At 46.8% G+C, this 21,725-nt stretch carries 19 protein-coding genes and 1 other annotated feature; of the genes, 13 read left to right on the top strand and 6 right to left on the bottom strand.

Annotated elements, in window-relative coordinates; translation table 11 throughout:
• Nucleotides 1-26: 26 nt before the first annotated feature.
• Entirely contained in the window at nucleotides 27-992 is a 966-nt protein-coding gene (locus KSP24_RS13765; protein WP_216975425.1) for an aldose 1-epimerase, read from the bottom strand.
• A gap of 141 nt (nucleotides 993-1,133) precedes the next feature.
• Nucleotides 1,134-1,391 (top strand) — a binding site (T-box leader).
• A gap of 55 nt (nucleotides 1,392-1,446) precedes the next feature.
• Between KSP24_RS13765 and trpS the strand changes: the two genes are divergently transcribed.
• Nucleotides 1,447-2,436 carry a tryptophan--tRNA ligase gene (gene trpS, locus KSP24_RS13760; RefSeq protein ID WP_216975424.1) on the top strand — a complete coding sequence of 330 codons (990 nt, stop codon included), beginning with the start codon at nucleotides 1,447-1,449 and terminating at the stop codon, nucleotides 2,434-2,436.
• Between the two features lie 43 nt (nucleotides 2,437-2,479).
• Here trpS and KSP24_RS13755 read toward each other — a convergent pair whose 3' ends face one another.
• Nucleotides 2,480-2,647, bottom strand: a complete 168-nt coding sequence (locus tag KSP24_RS13755; protein ID WP_016324694.1) for a hypothetical protein — start codon at nucleotides 2,645-2,647, stop codon at nucleotides 2,480-2,482.
• Between the two features lie 120 nt (nucleotides 2,648-2,767).
• Here KSP24_RS13755 and KSP24_RS13750 point away from each other — a divergent pair, with 120 nt between their 5' ends.
• Nucleotides 2,768-2,989 carry an alpha/beta-type small acid-soluble spore protein gene (locus KSP24_RS13750; protein ID WP_013311857.1) on the top strand — a complete coding sequence of 74 codons (222 nt, stop codon included), beginning with the start codon at nucleotides 2,768-2,770 and terminating at the stop codon, nucleotides 2,987-2,989.
• A 250-nt stretch (nucleotides 2,990-3,239) separates the two neighbouring features.
• On the opposite strand, the gene KSP24_RS13745 is transcribed toward KSP24_RS13750, so the two are convergent.
• Complete coding sequence (locus KSP24_RS13745; RefSeq protein WP_025674151.1) at nucleotides 3,240-4,223, bottom strand: metal-dependent hydrolase; 984 nt, start codon at nucleotides 4,221-4,223, stop codon at nucleotides 3,240-3,242.
• Nucleotides 4,224-4,426: 203 nt separating this feature from the next.
• Here KSP24_RS13745 and cyoE point away from each other — a divergent pair, with 203 nt between their 5' ends.
• Entirely contained in the window at nucleotides 4,427-5,371 is a 945-nt protein-coding gene (gene cyoE / locus KSP24_RS13740; protein WP_013372928.1) for a heme o synthase, read from the top strand.
• Nucleotides 5,372-5,461: 90 nt separating this feature from the next.
• Here the strand turns inward: cyoE and KSP24_RS13735 are convergent, their stop codons facing one another.
• Entirely contained in the window at nucleotides 5,462-5,803 is a 342-nt protein-coding gene (locus KSP24_RS13735; RefSeq protein WP_040102932.1) for a toprim domain-containing protein, read from the bottom strand.
• A gap of 415 nt (nucleotides 5,804-6,218) precedes the next feature.
• The gene (locus tag KSP24_RS13730) at nucleotides 6,219-7,388 is read right to left on the bottom strand and encodes an MFS transporter (RefSeq protein ID WP_064963471.1); all 1,170 of its coding nucleotides are present in this window, start codon (nucleotides 7,386-7,388) and stop codon (nucleotides 6,219-6,221) included.
• A 222-nt stretch (nucleotides 7,389-7,610) separates the two neighbouring features.
• On the opposite strand from KSP24_RS13730, the gene KSP24_RS13725 reads away from it, so the two are divergent.
• The 7 genes from KSP24_RS13725 (at nucleotide 7,611) to KSP24_RS13695 (ending at nucleotide 16,753) form a co-directional block, all read left to right on the top strand.
• Nucleotides 7,611-8,093 (top strand): hypothetical protein, encoded by a 483-nt coding sequence (locus KSP24_RS13725; protein ID WP_013372925.1) that lies wholly within the window; start codon nucleotides 7,611-7,613, stop codon nucleotides 8,091-8,093.
• 16 nt (nucleotides 8,094-8,109) lie between these two features.
• A complete protein-coding gene (locus tag KSP24_RS13720; RefSeq protein WP_040102935.1) occupies nucleotides 8,110-9,261 on the top strand; it encodes a transglutaminase domain-containing protein in 1,152 nt (383 codons plus the stop codon).
• 20 nt (nucleotides 9,262-9,281) lie between these two features.
• Nucleotides 9,282-11,363 carry a peptidoglycan D,D-transpeptidase FtsI family protein gene (locus KSP24_RS13715; protein WP_216975422.1) on the top strand — a complete coding sequence of 694 codons (2,082 nt, stop codon included), beginning with the start codon at nucleotides 9,282-9,284 and terminating at the stop codon, nucleotides 11,361-11,363.
• Between the two features lie 184 nt (nucleotides 11,364-11,547).
• On the top strand, nucleotides 11,548-13,626 hold the full coding sequence (locus KSP24_RS13710; RefSeq protein WP_216975420.1) for a peptidoglycan D,D-transpeptidase FtsI family protein: 2,079 nt from the start codon (nucleotides 11,548-11,550) through the stop codon (nucleotides 13,624-13,626).
• Between the two features lie 81 nt (nucleotides 13,627-13,707).
• Complete coding sequence (locus KSP24_RS13705; protein ID WP_137079200.1) at nucleotides 13,708-14,457, top strand: Cof-type HAD-IIB family hydrolase; 750 nt, start codon at nucleotides 13,708-13,710, stop codon at nucleotides 14,455-14,457.
• Between the two features lie 49 nt (nucleotides 14,458-14,506).
• Nucleotides 14,507-14,986 (top strand): DUF456 domain-containing protein, encoded by a 480-nt coding sequence (locus KSP24_RS13700; RefSeq protein ID WP_058830393.1) that lies wholly within the window; start codon nucleotides 14,507-14,509, stop codon nucleotides 14,984-14,986.
• Between the two features lie 132 nt (nucleotides 14,987-15,118).
• A complete protein-coding gene (locus KSP24_RS13695) occupies nucleotides 15,119-16,753 on the top strand; it encodes a putative polysaccharide biosynthesis protein (RefSeq protein WP_216975418.1) in 1,635 nt (544 codons plus the stop codon).
• Nucleotides 16,754-16,771: 18 nt separating this feature from the next.
• On the opposite strand, the gene KSP24_RS13690 is transcribed toward KSP24_RS13695, so the two are convergent.
• Nucleotides 16,772-18,061, bottom strand: coding sequence for a DUF2515 family protein (locus KSP24_RS13690; RefSeq protein WP_216975416.1), 1,290 nt, complete (start codon nucleotides 18,059-18,061; stop codon nucleotides 16,772-16,774).
• 235 nt (nucleotides 18,062-18,296) lie between these two features.
• Here KSP24_RS13690 and KSP24_RS13685 point away from each other — a divergent pair, with 235 nt between their 5' ends.
• The 3 genes from KSP24_RS13685 (at nucleotide 18,297) to KSP24_RS13675 (ending at nucleotide 21,686) form a co-directional block, all read left to right on the top strand.
• On the top strand, nucleotides 18,297-18,641 hold the full coding sequence (locus KSP24_RS13685; RefSeq protein ID WP_016820001.1) for a thioredoxin family protein: 345 nt from the start codon (nucleotides 18,297-18,299) through the stop codon (nucleotides 18,639-18,641).
• A 215-nt stretch (nucleotides 18,642-18,856) separates the two neighbouring features.
• Nucleotides 18,857-19,789, top strand: a complete 933-nt coding sequence (locus KSP24_RS13680) for a COX15/CtaA family protein (protein WP_013372916.1) — start codon at nucleotides 18,857-18,859, stop codon at nucleotides 19,787-19,789.
• Nucleotides 19,790-19,919: 130 nt separating this feature from the next.
• Nucleotides 19,920-21,686: a UbiD family decarboxylase gene (locus tag KSP24_RS13675; RefSeq protein WP_216975414.1), complete on the top strand. Its 1,767-nt coding sequence runs from the start codon at nucleotides 19,920-19,922 to the stop codon at nucleotides 21,684-21,686.
• The last annotated feature ends 39 nt before the right edge of the window (nucleotides 21,687-21,725 follow it).

The following is a 21,725-nucleotide window of genomic DNA, read 5'->3' as shown; positions in this document are numbered from 1 at the left end:
AAGGAAGAAAAGTGACTATAGGGAAATTACGGATATATGATATGAATCTGAGTTTTGAGGTCGATGGATTGTTGAGGCTCCAGACGGATCAACCCACCATCTCCGACTGGGTCTGGAAAATTGGGAGCATCAGATAGCCAGGTATAAGGCTCAATGCAAAGATACTGATCGCATTCCCCTTTGGTATATAGCACCCAATATTTAAAGTATTGCTCATCTGCTGTGTAGCGGATTTGATAGCCATCATCACGAGTCAAAACAGCTTCAGCAGGGCCTTCCGTTGCTCGCAGCACAGTATCCAAATTTGTTCCTTTCAGAGATAGACCTGAGGAGAGCTGTTCCAAATGATCTAAAGAAGTAATGACACCTGTAGGCAGCTGCTCACTATCCTGTTCGTATACTCCATTCACCGGTAGCTTCAGGCGCCAGCGCTCAGGTTCTCCATCCACCATAAACCAAGTGTGGTATCCCAAGCCGAATGGGGCTGTTTTTTCACCTAGATTTGTGACGCGCAGCGTTTGACTTAATAGGGTGCCCTGCAAACGATACGTCATTTCCAGCCGCAAAGGAATGGGGTATTGTTCCATCCAGTGCGGATCACTTTCTGTCAGAAGCTCGGTTGTTACGCTGCAACCATCTTCATCCTCTTCAATATCGCTGCAACGCCAGGATTGATTGCGATGCAGACCGTGTATATGATTGTCGTTGGCTGTATTACGGTCAAACTGATATGGGACGCCGTCAAACTCAAATTGTCCTTTGCGAATTCGGCCAGGAGGAATCAAAATAGGTAAGCCAAAATGATATGGCTTTTGTAAATAAAATGCCAATTCTTCCTCGCCAGGTCGACGTACGATATCCCGGTTCAGCTTCAGATCACGCACGGAAATAATATTATTCCCGAGACGAGGGATCATTGTAACTTCCAATTCACCACTATGTAAAACATACGTGTCGTAACCGTTCCAGTGTTCTTTGGTCACTTGTTTCATATTCATGCTCCTTTGTCCACTATAATCGGTTGAAGCTTCGTGTCATTATGATAACAGATTTTTGGTCATATGGCACAATCGCCATTTGACAATAACAGTAAGCGGAATTATCATTAATGTAGCTTAGAAAGAAATGACATGGATAACACGATGATGAGGACAAGTAAGCTTTTGCATAAGCTCTTCAGAAAGCCGGTGGTGGATGAGAACCGGTGAGCCTGCACTGCTGAATGGACCTTGGAGTGCCGCACAGAACAGGATTTTGCTTTCCTCAGTATGACGGCCGATTGCTCCCCGTTAACGGAGCTTTAAGATTGCAGCGGCCACGGGGGATAGCTCCGACAACTAATAGGCTGACGGCAATGAATAAGGGTGGTACCACGGTCTCGCGTCCCTTGAGGATGCGGGGCCTTTTTGCGTTCTAAAATATTGAAATAAACGGAGGAGGAAGAATATGAAAACCGTACTTTCAGGTATTCAGCCTAGTGGACAACTTACTTTGGGTAATTACATCGGCGCAATGAAAAACTTTGTTAAATTGCAAGAGGATCACCAATGTTACTTTATGGTTCCAGATCTTCATGCGATTACCGTACCGCAGGAACCAGCTCAATTACGCGAGCAGTCGGAGGCGGTGGCGGCATTATTTATCGCAGCGGGTATTAACCCAGAGCAATCCAACGTCTTTTTACAATCCCATGTTCCTCAGCACGCTGAGCTGGGATGGTTGATGACGACACTGACGAATATGGGCGAGCTGGAACGTATGACTCAGTTTAAGGACAAGTCTGCTGGCAAGGATTCCGTAGGAGCAGGGCTGTTCGTATATCCGTCGTTAATGGCAGCCGACATTTTGCTCTACAATGCGGATCTTGTCCCAGTAGGTGATGACCAGAAACAGCATCTGGAGCTGACACGGGATTTGGCGGGCCGCTTTAATCACCGTTATGGAGATTATTTTACTGTTCCCGAGCCGTATATTCCTGAAGTAGGGGCGAGAATTATGTCCCTGGATGATGCATCCAAAAAAATGAGCAAGAGTAATCCGAATGCAGGCAGTTTTATTGCGCTGCTGGACGATCCGAAAGTTATACGCAAAAAAATCAGCCGCGCCACTACCGATTCGGGCAGTGAAGTTAAATATGATCCGGCCAATAAACCGGAAATTAGTAATCTAATGAGCATTTACAGCCAGTGTTCCGGTTTGTCGCTCCAAGAAGTGCAGGATCGTTATGAAGGCCAAATGTACGGGACATTTAAAAAAGAACTGGCAGAGACGGTTGTAGCTATGCTTGAACCAATTCAGCAGCGCTATCGCGATATCCGGGAATCCGGTGAAATTGGACATATTTTGGCCCGATCCGCAGAGCGTGCTCAAGAAGCTGCTGAAGTCACGCTGTCTGCGGTCAAAGAGCGTATGGGCTTTTTGCCACGTGTACGCTAGAGCCTATTGAAGACAAGACAGATGGGGTCTTCTACAAATTGACTTAAGAGCGACGTTGTCGGGCCTTGATTACGAAGCCCCAGCCGATATTGCCGACAGATAAAAGCCCCAGTAATATAGCAAGCCATGCAGAATAGCTGATGGATATAGCGGCTGCTGTCAGCAGGACAATGGATGAAACGGCGAACCATAGGGATAGACCTTTGCTCATGGTAAAAACCTCCAGCCTTCGAATGTTGAATTTCAGGAATAAGTAGATGTAAGTGAGCCATAATAATCTTGCAAGCTTGCAATGAACCTCACTCACAAAGAACTGAAAGGAGATTCAAATATGAGCAGACGTCGTTCAAACAACCTGCAAGTACCGCAGGCCAACGCCGCTTTACAACAATTAAAATATGAGGCAGCTCAAGAACTGGGCATCACCATCCCTCAGGACGGTTACTTCGGTAATGTCGTTTCCCGCGAAACAGGTTCTCTTGGGGGATACATCACGAAAAAGCTGGTCCAACAAGCAGAACAATCCTTGTCGGGCAGCAGCCGCTTGCAGTAATACACATAAACACTCCCATCTTGGAAGCTGTATTATGAGCAGCTGTGATGAAGGAAATCCGGAGCGATCATGCTCCGGATTTTTTTGCGCATGCTTATGACCATTGTGAATCACGTCAGTCTGCTTCGTCAAGAGGGCGCTTACATGAGATGCTTTTTTACGGGAATGGTCAAAAAAACAGCAAGCCCCCGTTTAAGGGAGACTTGCTGTCTGTAAGTCACTGCGGCTTATTGTTAGCTTGTAAATATTTTTAATTCGTATGCAGGGAAAGACGTTTTTGCATTTTTTCGTCACTGAGCCATCCGATATAACTGTTGATCAGTCCGAATTGCTTATCCATCGCGACCACCGCCACGAATGGATATTGCCTCCGGTGTCGATACCTGACGTCTCCCCATCGCACAATATAACCCCACTCCAGTTCTTCCACCTCGGCGACGGCAAAGGAAGAAAAATAGCGAAATGCTTGCACATCGCGATAGGATGTGGAGGCTTCTACGGCTGGGTGTGTGGATGGAGTTGCGTGTTTCGTCCAAAATAAATGCTTACCATTTAATCCACCAATGTCATAGCTTCCATTCTGATGAGCTTTTACCACATGCCACCGGTTCCATGATACCGTGGGAATGATATAATAGGTGTCGCCTTCCTGACGTTTGTTGTCCATATCACGTACCGCTTTTCTGGTAATAAAATGACTCCAGGTTCGCCAAATGTAATACAGGCCAATAATGACGTACAGCGTAATAAATAAGGGAGCGGGCGGAACCAATCCGGTGACCCATAGCATTATCGCAGCAACATGAGTGCCGAAAATAAAGGGGTCAAAAATATGGATGATATTCCAAGATATCCACTTATTCGTAAACGGCCGAAATGCCTGAGTTCCGTACGTATTGAATAAATCTGTGAATACATGCAGGCAGACGGCGATCGTTACCCATAATGCTACATGACCCGGGGGCACATCCCTGAAGATCAGGCAAATCAGTCCCGTTATGGACAAGATCCATATCAACCAGAAGGGGATAGAATGCGACAGTCCACGGTGATTGCGAATATAGGCTGCATTATTTTTCAACCGAAGCAAGGTATCGAAATCCGGAGCTTGTGACCCTACGACTGTAGCGAGCAGTATGACTGCTGCTAGCTTGGGATCTCCGGCGACGACAGGATCAGTATAGGCCAGCCCGGCCAACCCGACTCCCATGACAAAGTGTGTGGCTGTATCCATATCTGTCGCTCCTTTTGTATTGTTTCCTGTACTTATTACTACCCAAATTTACTGTAAACGATCAACAGGGGTGATTTGCCATCTGAATTGTGAACGTTTTGTGCGTTTTCTGTCAAACTTTTTGGGGTAGGTATATGATAAAATTTATATCGGAGTTCAACTTACTCCCGAATTCATACATCTCTAAGGGGGAGTTACTCACAATGGATAATATTAGTTATAAGACTTCTTCGGATGCGGCTACCTATTCTGTAAAATCTAAACCACCCGGCAAGGCGGGCACTTGGAAAGATTTTATTACAGTTACCAAGCCAGGCATCCTTCGTACTAATCTGGTTGCAGCCTTCGGTGGTTTTTGGTTAGCATCGCAATGGGACGTTGACTATATAAAGTTAATTCTTACACTTCTAGGTACAATGTTGGTTATGGCATCTTCTTGTGTCTTTAACAACTACTTTGACCGTGAGTTGGATTTGAAGATGGAGCGGACACGTAACCGCTCACTGCCGACTGGGCGTCTGACCCCCACAACGGTGCTGTCATACGCTATTATTTTGGGCATCGTCGGGTTGGCTGTTTTATTCTCCTTCTCTGGTGTGAAGGCAGGGCTACTGGGCATATTAGGTATGATTGTCTACGTTGGCATCTATACGCTCTGGTTGAAACGTTCGTCTACATGGAGTACATCCATCGGCGGTATTTCTGGGGCTATGCCTCCGGTAATTGGTTATGTGGCCGCATCGGGCCGTATTGATATGGGCGCTTGGCTCTTATTCGCACTACTGTTCTTATGGCAACCGCCTCACTTCTGGGCACTTGCCATTCGCAGAGTCGAGGAATATCGCGCAGCAGGATTTCCATTGTTGCCAGTCGTGAAAGGTATCCATCGGACTAAGATTCAGATGATTCCTTATATTGTGCTGCTGATTCCGGTACCCATCCTTATGTATGCTTATGGATACGCCGGTATGATTTTTATGATCGTGTCCGTGTTATTGTCCGTGCTTTGGGCGTTTTATGCCTTCAAGGGCTTTACGATTAAGGAAGAAGAAACGGATTCTTGGGCAAAAAAAGTATTTTTCTTTTCCATTAACCATTTGACACTCAGCTTCTTGCTGATGATTGTTGATACGGTTCATAAGTTCTAATACCAATCTTAGAGGCATTGGTAATGGTGCACTATATAGCTGTCCAACAGGCATGAAATTGACCTGAGGACAGCTTTTTTATTTACAGGACTAAAGAACAGGAGGGTATATAATGTATTCCTCAAGCCCTGCTTTTTCCAACTGGGCAATCACATATTCATCCGGAGTACCTTCTACACCAGCATAGCCTTTGCGTGTATACATATGAAGTGCATCTGGAAAAGCGTCTGCAAGCACCCCTCTTATTTTTTTTCCTGAGCTGTCGTTGTCCATAAATAAATATATTTCGTCATGCTTAGTCCGCTGGCGGAGGGATTCCAATTTTATAGAGTTTAGTGTGCCGAAGGTGCATAAAATGTTGACCTCCGGATCGAGTAATCGGCGGAGTTTACTGCGGTCATTTTTTCCTTCGACGATCACGGTTATCGCCATTTTGCTCACCCCTTGCTTGATGCCTGTGCTCGAAATTCCCCGGGAAATGAAAGAATATGTGTATAGTTTAGCTCTAAAAGGGGTTCTCATGCAAAAAACAACAAAACAGCCTGCCAGAAGTGGCAGGCATGGGTACATAGCCAGCATATTAGGGCATATCAGACATCAGATCCAGCAAGTACGAAGAATGATGACGAGCAGAACATAAAGAACAAGAATGATACCAGTCGAAGTGCCGAAAACAGGGCAAGGGCTTACAGGATGACAGTGGCTCACGGGCTGCACCTCCCTTTGTAAATAAATTGTTCAGTCAAATTAGTCTATGTTGAGTAGGGGATTAGGTACTGTGCGTATGCCCTCTAGAACTTATTTTGGGCTTTAAAGGTAGAATCTCAGCATGTCCCCTTAGTTGTAACTAGGAATGGTAAGGACCCGGGGCAGACAGTGGTGGTGTAGGAGATAATCGCTGAATGGGAACGAATAGCAGGCCAGTCATCAGAATCAGAAATGCGATAAAAAAAGGAGATATGTGATCCGGAAGCTGACCCGCCAGTACAGGCCCGGCAAAGGAGCCGATAGACGTTGCAATGGATTGCAGGGCAAAGGTTTTGCCCAATCGAGCACCTCCAATCCGTATGAAGAGAGAGGCCAGCGCTGGAAAAATGATGCCTTTGGCTGTTCCCAAAATAAACAGGATAATGCCTATTATCGCTTCGGGCGTAGTGGCGAGTGCGTAGAAGCTTAAAGACATCAGAATAATGCCGCAAAGTAGCCTTACCATCGGTGAATATTTGTTCAGAAAAAGCAAACTGAGCGTACAGAGTGCTCCCAAACTAATGATGGAAAAGAGCAATCCGGTGGACATCATGGACGCAGAACCATTATTTCGTAATGGGATCTCGTAAAATAAAATGCCTTGTGCGCACGCCAAAACAAAAGGTAGAAGCAGGTAACGCCAATTGAATGGTAACCGCGTCTGTGCTGGCGAGAGTGGAGCGGGTGTCGTATGACCATCAGATAATTGGGCCTGCGGAGCGGGTGCTTTTTTGGGTAAGGTGAAATAAGCCATAAGCCCCGTGATTACGAGAATGATACCAAGGGAACTAAATGTCTCGCTAAAGCCAAAGCTGGCAACGATAAATGCGCCTGCGGCTGGAGATAGAACAGAGGCCAACGTGTGGACGACACCATGTCCCGACATATATTTGCCCTGGGTAACCGGATGATCAGACAGTTGCGCCAGCATGGCCAGACAGGCTGGAGATAAAAAGGCCAACACATAGCCACTAATCGCACGCAGAAAAAGTAATTCCCACGGTGTATGGATGTACGATTGAATGATCAGGATCAGGCCTGCAGCTGTCAGGCTGAACATAATATATCGGCGACTGCCGTGTTTGTCGACTTTGGGACCTGCCATCAAGTTACCAGGCAGGTGAGTTAGAGAGTAAATCCCCATCATCCAACCGATAAAGGTAGGGGCTGCCCCCAGAGAGATTGCGAATGGTGTCAAAATAGGATATTGTGCATGCAGATCAAAAAAGGCAATGAACAAGAAGAGATACAGCCAGAGGGCTGTTTTCATGTGAATGACCCCCTTTCCTTAATGTAAACTTCCATGTTACTTCGTAATGGCCCTTCCTAAGTTGTACGCCAGAATGGACGAACATAGACCACTTTGTATGGACAAGAATTGAATGACAAGGTATGTATAAGACCTAAGCTGACAGGACATTGCGTAATCATGTATAATTACAGAGACAATTTTGCAATTTGAATCATGTAGTTGGAAACGGGAGTGTAGCGAATGGATAAGAACGTCTGGTCAGAGTTTTTGGAACATAATTGGCAGATCGTTCAGGATAACTGGCTGTATATAGTGATTGGGCTTGTCCTATTGTTAGTCATATTGAAGATTGTAAGAACTCTCGTAAAATGGCTGATCGTCATTGTTGTGATTGCAGGCTTGCTAGTCTACAGTGGTATTTCCTTTGAACAGGTTGGCAAGGTCGTGACTCAGGCAAAGGATGATGCAATTAACAAGGTTCAGAGCGAGGCTTTGAACATGATGATAAAAGAGGGGCAAAACGCCAAATACACCTCCAACGGAGATGGTACATTTACAGTGACCAGTTCCAACCTGGAAGTAAAGGGTCCGTTTGAGGGGGACAAGGTCAAGGTATGGTTTCAGGGAATGTCGCTGGGCGAATGGAGTATGAGTGACACAGTCAAGAAATATATCGAAAGCGCGAAAGACTTGGCTGCTGTACAGCAGCCACAGTCGCCGTAGAGACAGGAGGAACACAATGAACCCATCCTGGCTGGAGTCTATTCTTCATTGGAATGGCGTGACGGTGTTTCTGATCGCCATCGTAGCATTGTCGTTGATACAGGGGTGGAGGCGAGGGGCCTCCAGATCTGTAGGTGCGCTGTTTAGTCTCATTGTGGATGGCATACTCACTGTGGCGGGCATTTTGTGCTCGCTCGGGTTAGCCATGTGGCTTTCACCGAAGGTGCAACAATGGCTGGCAGCTTACATGGAGCATTTGCCGCAGCGAAAACTAAGTGGGATTGAGCAATTTTATTATACGCTTGTGGCGGGGATAGAGGGCTTTCCGCTGCTGCGGTTTGCCGTATTGTTCATGCTCAGTTATGCTATTGCCCAGTTTATACTGCGTGCCATTTATGTGTTGATGGTAGGTGGCAAATCAGATTCCTCCCTCCATGAGCATCAAAAGAAATCGGGCTTTTTCAGCAGAGTGGCAGGGGCCGGCATAGGTACTCTTATTGGTGGAGCTCGTGCCATGATGATCATAGCCCTGCTGTTCATAGGCGTAAGTCTGTATCCAGACAGCGGGTTTAGCAGCTACGTACAAGCTTCGCCGATTTATAAGCAAGGTGCGCAATCGGTCATTGAGCCGTTGTCCGGGACTCTGATTAAGGATAAGCTGCCCGTATTTACGCAGGCTGTTACCAAGGAATTGAATGGTATCATGCAGCGCAAATATGAAATAATCGACCGGGACATTCCAAGCGATATCGTTCAGGCAGCGGCCAAGATTACAGAAGGGGCTAGCGGTGACGAGCAAAAAGCCAGAGCGTTGTATGAATGGGTAGGCACCCGCATTAGCTATGATTACAGTAAGGTGGAAGCCTATGAGCAACGTGGTGACTGGCATGAACAGACTCCCAGAGATACGTTTGATACACGTAAAGGAGTGTGCATTGATTATGCCCGCCTTTACTCAATGATGGCTCGTTCGCAGGGACTACAGGTCAAGGTTGTAACAGGCCTTGGATACAACGGACAGGGAGGATACGGGTCCCATGCCTGGAATGAGGTATATTTGAGCGGACAGGATCAGTGGGTACCGCTGGACCCGACCTGGGCACAAAGTGGAGACTGGTTTAACCCGCCAGGTTTTGCCCAAACACATATCAAGGATAAAGTGATTTAAGAAGGAGTGGAAAAGGGCACATGAGAAAGATGGACAACGAGCAAGGAAAAGACAATGAGACATCCGACCGAAAAAGATTTAGCTTCCGGATCAATCTGTTCTTTTTCAGCTCGTTCATTATATTTACAGTCATTATTGTAAGATTGGCGATACTTCAATTTGTAGATGGACCTCAGCTCAAACAGCAGGAGGCCAGTAATGTTACCAAAAATGTACCACTTACGCCGATTCGCGGAACGATTTATGATTCAACCGGACAGAACAGACTGGCGTATTCGACACCTGTACAATCGCTGTATATCACGCTCTCCAAGAACTATAGTGACAGCATGGAGCAGTTGCGTAAGCCTGATAAAAAGCTGTTGCCTGAGCTGGAAAACATGACACAAAAGCTGGCAAATCGATTTGCCCAATATGGTAATAAAGATGAGCCAAAAATGACGGCAGAACAAATTATGGACGCTATGGATCGGAACTATCAGCGATTTAGCGGTTTTACGCCGCGTCTGATTAAAACGAATCTTAATAAAGATGAAGTTGCCTATTTTATGCAGCATAAAAGTGAGTTTCCAGGCGTAGATGTCGTTGAAGAGACGGTACGTCATTACGATCCTGATACGGTAGCTGTTCAAGCGGTCGGTTATATTAAAAGTTATAAAAGTGCGCGTGAAACGTTGGATAAATATAAGAATATCCAAAAATCCATGTCAGCTGAAAATGATCCGGGCCTCATCTATATGGATAACGAATCTGTGGGCTTTGATGGACTGGAATATCAATATCAGGAACAGTTACGAGGGAAAAATGGCTATAAAACGGTTCCGATTGATCCGCGCAATATGCCGGAGGGTGTAGATTCTGTTACTCCTCCGCAAAAAGGGAATAATATTTATTCTACTATTAATAAAGAGATTCAGGTCAAAACAGAAGAAGCCATTACGGACCAATTGAGATGGCTCCATTCACACGCTGTATCTGGCAAGACTCATCCTTATGCGAAAACAGGCTTCGCTGTAGCCATGGAAGTAGATACAGGAAATGTGGTAGCTATGGCTAGTATGCCAGATTATGATGCGAATTATTGGCAGACAGGTACGATTTCAAAAGACAAATATGAAGAAATAAAACATGTGTATCAAAACGCTACAATTAAGAACGTTGGCTCAGGCCAATCTGGACAGCACCCAGATTCTACCGTGCTTCTCGGATCAACTATTAAACCGCTGTCTGTTCTTATTGGATTGGAAGAAGGACTATTTACAACAAATACGTACTATCAAGACACAGGAGCAGCTTATTTCGGACGGAACAACTCTTCACGGGTGCGGAACTCCTCTGGTCATGTGTACGGTTCAATGGACCCGGCTACCGCTATTCGTCATTCCTCCAATGCCTTTATGGTCGATATGGTTGGCAAACGCTTATATAACAAATACATCAATAATGCAGCAGAAGACCAAGGCGTTAACGTATGGGATCGTTATATGAAGGAGTTTGGATTAGGTGTTTCTACTGGAGTAGACTTACCAGGTGAGTTCAAGGGACTTTTAGAATATACGAAAAAAGACGAGTCAGCCCTCTCCAAACTGGCATATGCTTCCTTTGGCCAGCAAGGCAAGTATACTCCAATGCAGCTTGCCCAGTATACAACGATGATTGCAACAAAGGGCAAACGGATGGAGCCGCATTTGGTCAGTCAAATTAAAGATACCAACGGTAATGTAGTTCAAACAATTAAACCGAAGGTGCTAAATGAAGTGAAATTTCCGGATGCCTACTGGAATGAAGTCATACGCGGGATGGCAACAGATGTCAGCGCATTTAAAGGTTTCCCTTATGACTTTGCTCGCAAAACGGGGACATCACAGCAGGTTGTAGGCAGAGAACTAAAAGATAACGGGGTATTTATTGCCTTTGCGCCGCGTCAGAATCCCAAACTTGCAGTAGCAGTTGTTATTCCTGAAGGGGGCTTCGGGGCCTGGAGTGCCGGACCTGTAGCACGTAAAATCTTTGATGCCTACGACGAAGTGTACGGTCTGGACGGTGTTCCTAAGAAAAAGGATGCAGCGACAGCCGATTCCAAGGCAGCCAAACAGCCATAATTATTTTTATACAGATACTATTTTAGGTAAGCTTCCCTTAGCCATTGGGCTAAGGGAAGCTTTTTTTGTATTTTTTCTACGTTTTCTTACAAAATTGTCATCTGGGAATTCATCGTTTATTGCTTTGGATATGGTAGGATCAGGAATATAAAAACCTAACTGAAAGGAGTAATGACCAGCTAATATGGACAGAGGAAGTTTGGATAAAAAGTTTTCATTTAAAAAGAAAAATGTTGAAGAGAATGAAGAGTCGCGAAAAAAACGGACGGTTTTACGAACCAACCTACTGTTTTTTAGTGCTTTTGTACTGTTTGCCCTGATCATTACCAGACTAGCTGTATTGCAGTTTATACAATCAGAGGAGCTGAAGGGCCAGCAGCAATCCATAAATACAAAAAATGTTCCCCTAACCCCGAGTCGCGGCACGATTTATGACTCCACAGGTACGGTTAAGCTGGCGTATTCGACTCCAGTACAGTCCTTGTATGTAACTTTATCTAAGGATTATAGCAAACGTACGGAGAAAGATCGCAAGCCGGGGGAAAAGCTGCTCCCTGAGCTCAATGCTTTTGCTGCCAAGCTTTCTGCCAAATTAAACGAACTGGGTCGTCCCGAAGGAGAGCAGCTTAATGCAGAGGAAATAAAAAAGAGACTGGACCCGGACTATAATCAATATAGGGGATTTACCCCACGTTTGGTCAAATCCGACCTGAGTCGGGAGGAAATCGCTTATTTTCTGGAACATCGGACAGAGTTCCCTGGTGTAGAGGTTGTAGAAGAAAGTGTACGCCATTATGACCCGGATCGGGTGGCGGTACAAACGATTGGATATATGTACAAGTTCAAAGGAGCTCGAACGAACCGGCCCAAATATAAAGAGCTCTATGAAGCGAATTCGGAGGTTTTAAAACCGGCACAGGTTTATTCGGAAAGTGAAACGGTCGGATATGATGGCTTGGAGCTTCAGTACCAGGACGAGCTGAGAGGAAAAAACGGATATAAAACGGTAGAGGTCAATCCTCGCAGCATGCCGGAGGGCATTGAATCCATTACTCCTCCTGAAAAAGGACATCATTTATATTCCACCATCAACAAGGAAATTCAGCAGAAAACCGAACAGGCCATTATGGATCAGCTTCGCTGGCTTCATACTCATGCCGTATCGGGGAAGCTTCATCAAGACGCAACCACTGGCTTCGCTGTAGCGATGGAGGTAGAGACCGGAAATATCGTGGCAATGGCCAGTATGCCGGATTATGACTCTAATGTATGGAAAAGTGGAAGTACCTCACCTTCGGTATATGACGAAATTCAGCACAAAATGGGAAATGGAACAATTAAATCCGTACCTAGTGGAAAAGTGGGCCCGCACCCGGAATCCTCGGTTCTGCTGGGTTCAACCATTAAGCCGCTAACCGTGCTGATCGGGTTGAAGGAAAACCTGTTTTCTCCCGGACAGACTTATCAGGATACGGGAAGTGCGTATTACGGCAAAAATCGCTCCAGCCGGGTTGGGAACTCTAGCGGACATGTGTATGGTTCTTTGACACCTAGCAGGGCAATTGAGGTCTCGTCGAATACGTTTATGGTGGATATGATCGGCAAGCCACTGTATGCCAAATACGGAAGTAATGCAGGGATGCATCAGGGAATTGATATATGGGACAAGTATATGAAGGAATTTGGATTAGGCGTTCCGACTGAAGTAGATCTGCCGGGCGAGTGGGCAGGCAGACTTGAGTATACGAGCAAGCATGAAAGTGCGCTGACACGTTTGGTACAGGCATCCTTTGGTCAGCAAGGGAAATATACAGCGATGCAGCTGGCCCAGTATACGACTGTGCTGGCAACCAAGGGCAAGCGAATGCAGCCTCATCTAGTCAGTAAAATTGTGGATGACCAGGGGAATCTCGTACGTGAGTTTAAGCCGAAGGTGCTGAATGAGGTCGCTTTTTCAGATACGTATTGGAATACTGTGATTCGCGGCATGGCTACCGATGTTAAAGCCTTTAACGGATTTCCCTATGATTATGCCCGCAAAACGGGGACTTCTCAGCAGGTGGTCGGACGTACGGTTAAAGATAACGGTGTGTTCATCGCTTTTGCCCCGCGCCAAAATCCGAAGCTGGCTGTAGCGGTTATCATCCCGGAAGGGGGCTTTGGTGCGACGAGCGCGGGACCGGTTGCGCGTAAAATATTTGATGCGTATGACGAAGTATACGGGCTTGATGGTAATCCTAAAAAGCCTCTGGTAGCGAAATAAGGACTTGAATACTTTTGTGGGCTTCTCTTTTTCATGGTAAAATGTCGTTGGACATAAGGGACAACAGGAGGAAGAGAGACCATGGGAGAAAACCAATATAAATACAAACTGCTTGCGCTCGACATGGATGGAACTTTACTGAATGATAATCATGAAATAAGCTTGGAAACGATTAACTGGATTAATAAGGCGATTCAGGAAGGGATTCATGTATGCTTGTCCACCGGACGTGCAGCGATGCATGCTTTACCTTACGGTCAGCAACTCGGCCTGGAGACGCCAATGGTAACTGTAAACGGCAGTGAAGTATGGAAATCACCTCACGAATTGTGGCGCCGCTATTTACTTGATAAGGAGCTTATTCGCAAGATGCACCAGATTGCCGTAGAAACAGGCTCCTGGTTCTGGGCTTACTCAACCGAGGAGTTATACAACAGAGATCGTTGGCCGGCCACATTGGACACACAGGAATGGCTCAAATTCGGTTTTAATACGGAAAATGACGAAATTCGCCATCAAATTTTGCTCAAGCTTCAGGAGATGGGAGGACTTGAAATTTCCAATTCTTCGATGACGAATCTGGAAATTAACCCGGCTGGTATATCCAAAGCCAGTGGCATCGCTGAAGTGTGCGACCTGCTCGGCATTACCATGGAGCAGGTGGTTGCCGTAGGTGACAGTCTGAATGACCTGGCTGTGATTCAAGCGGCTGGACTGGGTGTAGCGATGGGGAATGCTCAGGATACGGTAAAAGAAGCCGCTAATGTGGTTGTGGCTTCGAATAATGAGGACGGCATTGTAGAAGTGATTCGAGATTATGTACTTGTGTAATAAAATGATGGTGCACAAGCAAGATGAATAGACGTGAAGGAGGAGGCCCATGGACGTTTTAGGCTGGATTGTTGTCATTGTACTGTTCATTGTGGGCATGGCGGGAGCGGTGTATCCCGTATTGCCGGGGGCGCTCGCCATTTATTTTGCATTTTTTGTATACGGCTGGTTTTTCTCGTTTGCTCCATACAATGCATTGTTTTGGATTATACAAACACTAATCGTCGTTGCCCTTTTTATTGCGGATTATGCTGTGAATGCGTGGGGAGTCAAGCGATTTGGCGGCTCGCGTTTATCAGCGATCCTTAGTACAGTAGGAATCATTATTGGCCCTTTCGTTATTCCGGCATTCGGTCTGATTTTGGGACCATTTATCGGTGCTGTGCTGGGTGAACTGATTGGTAAAGCCCCGCTGGATCGAGCTATAAAAGTGGGCTTTGGCTCTGTCTTGGGCCTGTTTACTAGCACCGTGATGAAAGTAATTTTGCAGCTTGCCATGATTATTGTATTCTTGATTTGGGTGTTTTAACCAGAGATTCGTTATTATGATTTGCAGAGACAGAATCGACATGCGGCTCCGCACCGGTGATGGCTCAGGCCATGACTGTTTGTTGCGGGGCTTTTGCATGCATGTGAACAGCAAGAAAGAAGGGAACGCATTTTGTCCAATAAAGAAACATTCCTTAAAGGTACGCTTATTTTAGCCGCTGCCGCTTTGGTGGCCAGAGTGCTTGGTCTGGTACAGCGCGTTCCATTGGAGCATTTGCTCGGCTCCGTCGGGAACGCCTCGTTTACCATTGCGAACAACGCTTATTTGATGCTGCTCACGGTCGCTACGGCCGGCATTCCCAGCACACTGAGCAAAATGGTTTCGGAACGCTACGCACTGGATCGGCCTGCGGAAGCGCGACGTGTGTATCGTGCAGCTTTGATATTCGCGGCCGTGGCCGGTGTTATCATTACGGCGCTGCTGTATTTCGGAGCGCCTTATTTTGCCGAGCATGTAGCAGGGGTTCCGCAGTCTGCTTTGGCTATTCAGGCTTTGGCACCCGCTTTGCTGTTGTTTCCTGCCATTGCGATGATGCGCGGATACTTCCAAGGACGCGGTAATATGACCGCAGGTGGTATTTCACAGATTGTGGAGCAGGTCGCACGGGTAGCCACCGCAATTCTACTCGCTTTTATTATTTTGAAGCTTGGCTATGGAGATCGTGAGGTAGCTGCGGGAGCCTCCTTTGGGGGTGTCATGGGAAGTCTTGGCGCTCTGGGGGTCATGCTGTATTACACGGTGAAATTGCGTCGTCAGGATCGTCAGGATCGTCAAGAGCAATTCCAAGAGGAAAGCTCCCCGCTACCGATGATGCGCATTTACAAAGATATTTTCAAGCTCTCTATTCCTATCGTGTTGTCGTCTCTGACGGTTCCGGCGGTTAATTTTATTGATACGTCGATTGTAGTTAGACTGCTGTCTGGACAAGTGGGATTGGATCAGGCGACTACTCAGTTGGGTTATCTAGGCTCTAGGGCACAGAGTGTGGCAGGCATCCCTCCGATTTTGGCCATTGCACTCAGTCAATCGCTCATTCCGATCATTTCAGCGGCTTTTGCCCGTAAGGATGAACAGCATTTACAAAATCAGATGACGCTGGCCTTGCGCATCTCTATTCTGACTGGAATGCCGATTGTGCTGGCTTTATGTGTGACTGCCTATTCTATTAATGGTCTGCTGTTCAGCTCGCTTGGAGGCAGCGGGATTATCGCTGTTCTGACACTCGGAACGATCTTTCAGATTACGATGATGACCTCTAATTCGATATTGATTGGTATGGGCAAGCCGCGTATTTCAATGGTCAATGTGATGGTTGGGATCGTCGTGAAGTTGGCAGCGAGCTGGCTGCTGGCTGGTTGGCTAGGGATTTACGGAATTATTGCCGCAACCGGATTATGTTTTCTCGTCATTACGTTGCTGAATTTGCGTGTGCTGAAAGGTATTGTTTCCTTCTCAATCATGGGTCGTCGCTGGGCAGGCTTCCTAACCGCAGTCGTTGTCTCGGGAGCTATCGGGTACGGAGTAAATGAAGCCTGCATTTTGCTGGTACATCTGATGCCTGCGCGTGTAGCCTTCTTGATTGCGTGCTGCATTGCCGGAGCGGTTGTACTGGTATGCTACTTGGTATTGCTGGTTGTATTGCGCGTATTGCGCAGGGACGAGCTGGGTAACTATCCGCGCGTGTTGCAGAAGGTATTGCGTCCGTTAATGCGCCTACAGCGTGAGTCCACTGGACAACGAGGCTAAAAAAGCCCTCTCATCTGTTCAGTGAAAGGACTTTAAGCTGTTATGAGCATCATGGGCCATTGCTGTTTTTTGAATGCCATGGCGATGCTCATGGCGCATGGCAAATAACAGAGGCCGTCTTGGTTCACTGATATGCCCAAGTGTAGAACCCTCCTGAAACCAGTCATAACGGGGAATCGGATCATAGGCTGTATCTGACCAGACGGCGTTTAGCTCCGGGCTGTATAGACGTTGACTTGGCGGGAGCCATTCATGTGCTAAAAGCGTTGCACTCTCTTCTGGAGAGCGCAGCGCTTTTTGTACATTTGGTGTGAATAGTCCGGGCCAATAGTCGCTGCGAGACCCGGTATGCGGCACGCTGGCAGCAAATGCGGATACCTGATCCAGTACCTGCTGATGGCCAAATAACATAGCGTAAAGACTTTTACCAAAACCGATCCGCTCATCCAGATGGCCGAAACGCTCCATGACAAGTCCGGCAAGTCCACCGTTTAGCCCAAGCGGAAATATAACTTGATTGAGCTGAAGCCAGTCATGCAAATAAAAACCTGGCTTGTGTGTCACAAATTTTTGAAAGTACGGATTTTTCATGACCCGTCCTTCAATATAGTTTTGTTCATTAATAATGAGCGCTACCGTCAAAAGAGAACTATCCCGCCAAGCCCAGAAACGTTCCCAAAAGGGCTTCATGAATGGCGAAACGTGAAAATGAGGCAACAAATGGAAGCAACTTCGTCCCAAATGACGGCTGTGCATGTAAAGCTGCAACTGTGGATAAGCGTCTTGAAAGATAAGAGCGTTACAGCGCTCAAGTAGCCGATATAGCCACTCCTTTTCCTGTTCGCCGAACAGGTTGCCAATGAGCTCCCCCTTCAGATCAGTCATATTATAGCCGCCATTACGAGAAACCAGATGGGCCAGTAATGCCCAGTGTAATTCCGGGTAGCCACGATAGCATTCAAGATAAGCGGCAGTGCGCGTGATGTTGCTGCGATTCTCCTGTGCTGTATCGTTCTTGATCCGCTCCAGCAGCTCACAGTCTGTTTCGCATAAGGGCATATTTAGAGAAGAGGGACGCGTAGCGGGTCTGTTCACCAGCATTAATGCTTCAGCTTCATTCATGGCGGCCTGTGCCGAATGATAATCCCACGGCAGATCACGCAAGGGATAGCGTAATTTACGGGATTCGGTCCAGGCCGCACGTTTGCCCTCCCATGCCTCCTCCGCAACACGCGGAACGGAACCCAGTAACTTTAGCCCTCCCTGAAGCTGTCGAGATGCGACATGGAGCCATTCGGTGAGAGACATGTTTAAATAACCTCCTTTCAAATGCAGGCATCCCCGTATTCCACCAAGTATGTTGGGTATGCTATTGGGATGTCGTCGCCTATGTGGATTCTTAAGTATACCTATAGTATGTCTCAATGAGAGGGCATCCAATCGGCATGTGAGCATAATAGGGGAGTGTGCAAAAGCTTCACTTGGCGTTACAATAGAAAGTACAGGATCTCCTGCACAAAAGAAGTTTAAGGAGGAATTATGTATGCAAAAAATCGTCTCTCATGAAGACTTTAATAAGGCAATATCCACTTCAGGTGTAACGGTAGCTGTGTTCAAGGCGGACTGGTGCGGGGATTGTCATTTTATTGATCCATTCATGCCTGATGTAGAGCAACAATATGCAGACAAGCTTACATTAATTGAGATTGATGTAGAACAGGCCGAAAGTGTCAGCCAAGAGCAAAATGTTCTAGGGATTCCTAGCTTTATCGCTTACAGTGAAGGGCGAGAACTAGTACGTCTGGTGAACAGATTGCGTAAATCCCGCGAGGAAATCGAGCAGTTTTTGGACCGGGCTGTAGAAGTCCATGCTAACTTGGCAAAATAACGGATAATAGTATGTATGAGGGCTCCGCAGGGAACCTTAATCATCAGGATATTCAGAAAGCCGCTTCCTTCCGAAGGAGGCGGCTTTCTTACGGACACGTTCACATTTTGTCAACAAAGCTCGTATGTCAAGGAACGATATATCAGTTATAATTACTTTAAGTGATCATTTCACAACATATAAAGTGAATAAATATTATATTTGGAAGGATACGGGTGAATTCATTGAATAACAAAATCAGAATATTAAAATGGCTGGCACTCGTAACATGTATTGTCATGTTTTTGGCCACCTTCGGTGGAGGTGTCGTGACGCGAACGGATTCGGGTCTCGGCTGTGGAAGAGAATTCCCACTTTGTAATGGTAAGCTGGTTCCGGCGCATACCATCGCATCCCTTATTGAGTTCTCTCATCGCTCCGTCAGTGCCATGGCCGGAATTCTTTCTATCGCCTCGTTTGTCGGCTTTTTGCTGTTTATGAAGCATCGGAAGGATTTACAGCTATTCTCCTTACTCACGCTATTGTTTGTTATCATACAAGGTGCGATGGGGGCATTGGCTGTCATCTTCTCCCAATCGGCTGCAGTCATGGGGCTGCATTTTGGCTTTGCACTTATTGCTTTTGCCAGTGCGACCATGATGACGCTGGGGGCCTGGCAGGAGCATGCGGATTCACGCTACACTCCGCGTCTGATTCCTGGGCGTGTCAGTCGGGGCTATCGTAACTTTATATGGCTATCAACGATTTATACCTATATTGCTGTCTATTCAGGAGCGTTGCTTAGTCATTCGGTCATCCAGAAGGTTGTAAATATCGGGGGTTTCATATCTCCACTGCTGCTTCATCAGATTTCAGCCGGTCTGCTGTTTGTCATTATTTTGGCTGTGGGTCACTACTCATACCGTTATCACCCGAATCACCGGGATATTCGTACCCTGGGTGTCGTATCGGTCGTATTGATTATTCTTCAAGTGGTGATTGGCATTATCTTGCTGTACGTCAACAGACCTGAAATTTACATGTTTATCGTGCTGGGACATATGCTGGTGATTGCATCGTTGTTCTCCATTTTGGCTTATCTGAGCTATCGTGTATGGCAATTGTCACCGGACCGCAAGCTTGTTCCGACCCAAGCACAGCGTACCTAAGCATTTTGTAGATTATAATGAAGCGTATTTTTGCCCAAGAGGCGTTGCAACACGTATAATAACATCATAAGAAACAAACCAGGCCCACGAGTTTCTCGAGGGCTTGATTTGCTTAGGAGGAATCATCCAGTTGATCTACCAGAATTTGCGCCAATTTATTGAAGCGCTGCGTAAAGAAAATGATCTTAAAATTATAGAAGCACCTGTCGATCCTTATTTGGAGCTGGCCGAGATCCACCGAAGAGTCATTGAGGAAGAAGGCCCGGCGCTGCTGTTCACAAATGTCAAAGGAACCCCGTTTCCTGTAGCCAGTAATTTGTTCGGTACGAATCGCCGTGTGGACATGGCTTTTGGCCCTCGTCCAGAGCAACTGATGGATGCAATTGTAGGTGCGACCAAAACGTTGCTTCCACCTACCCCCAAAGCGTTGTGGAATGAACGTGGGCTGATTAAGGACATGCTAAAAGTAGGTCTAAAAACAGTATCTCATAACGAAGCTCCTGTATTGGGCGTTCGCCGTACTGATGCTCCGCTGGCTCCACTGCCTAGAGTGACCAGCTGGCACGAGGATGGAGGACCGTTCATTACGCTTCCGCTCGTGTATACCGAAAAGCCAGGTCAGTCCAAGGATCATAATTTGGGGATGTATCGCATCCAGATTTATGATGATCAGACGACTGGGATCCACTGGCAGATCCATAAAGGCGGCGGCTTCCATTATCATGAAGCAGAGCTGCGTAATGAGCCGTTGCCTACGACGATCATCATCGGTGGCCCGCCTGCTCTGATTGCGTCTGCGATTGCTCCTGCCCCGGAAAATTTGCCTGAGCTATTGCTGGCTTCCCTTATTATGGGGGGCAAGCTGCCCATGACAGAAGACCCGCTCGGAGGTCACCGGATTCCGGCAGAAGCCGAATTTGCGATCAGCGGCTATGTGCCGCCTCATGAACGCCGCCCGGAAGGACCGTTTGGCGATCATTTTGGCTATTACTCATTACAACATGATTTCCCTGTGTTTCATGTCAAACATATGCATCACCGTAAAGATGCCATTTATCCGGCAACCATTGTAGGTAAGCCGCGGCAGGAAGACTACTATCTCGGCGAGTTTTTGCAACGTCTGTTGTCGCCCGCCTATCCGCTTGTAATGCCTTCCGTCAAGTCGTTATGGGCATATGCGGAAACAGGTGTACATGCGCTGGCAGCGGCAGTCGTACGTGAAAGCTACTCCCGTGAAGCGCTGGTATCCGGCTTTACCATTCTGGGTCAAGGCCAATTGTCGTTGACCAAATTCCTGATGCTGACGGATCGGGTAATCGATTTATCCGACTTTAACCTGCTGCTCGAAACCATTTTGGAACGATTTAATCCAGCCAGAGATTTGTTTATTTTCAACCATACGTCTCACGATACACTCGATTACACGGGCCGTAAGCTGAATCATGGCAGTAAGGCGATTCTGATGGGAGTAGGCGAGCCTGTGCGTGAATTGCCTCGCGTTTATGAAGGGGGCGATCTGCCGGGAATTCGTGACATCGAACCCTATTGCGGAGGATGCCTCGTTGTATCCGGCTCGTCCTTTGAGCAGGATCCTGAACTCGCTGCGCGTGTATTGGAGCGATTAGCTGCGGGTGAGCAAGAGTGGCCACTTGTCTTTATCGTGGACGATGCCAAAGAAGTTGTTCGCTCCCAAGCTTCGTTCCTGTGGACGGTATTCACACGCTTTAACCCGGCTACAGATATGTACGCCGACAGCGAAGTGCGTTTGCATCACCTGAACTATAAGCTGCCGATTGTGGTGGATGCACGTATGAAGCCGGGCTACCCTGATGAGGTACTGCCGCGTGAAGATATTGTTAAGCTTGTAGATCAACGATGGACGAGTTATTTCGCTTGACGCCTATTAAAGCATCTTAACAGCCGGATTTTACAGATA

This window comes from Paenibacillus sp. AK121, assembly GCF_019042715.1.
Taxonomy (GTDB): domain Bacteria; phylum Bacillota; class Bacilli; order Paenibacillales; family Paenibacillaceae; genus Paenibacillus; species Paenibacillus polymyxa_C.
Note: the sequence above shows the minus strand (reverse complement) of the source record. Positions and strands in the feature narration are given on the sequence as shown.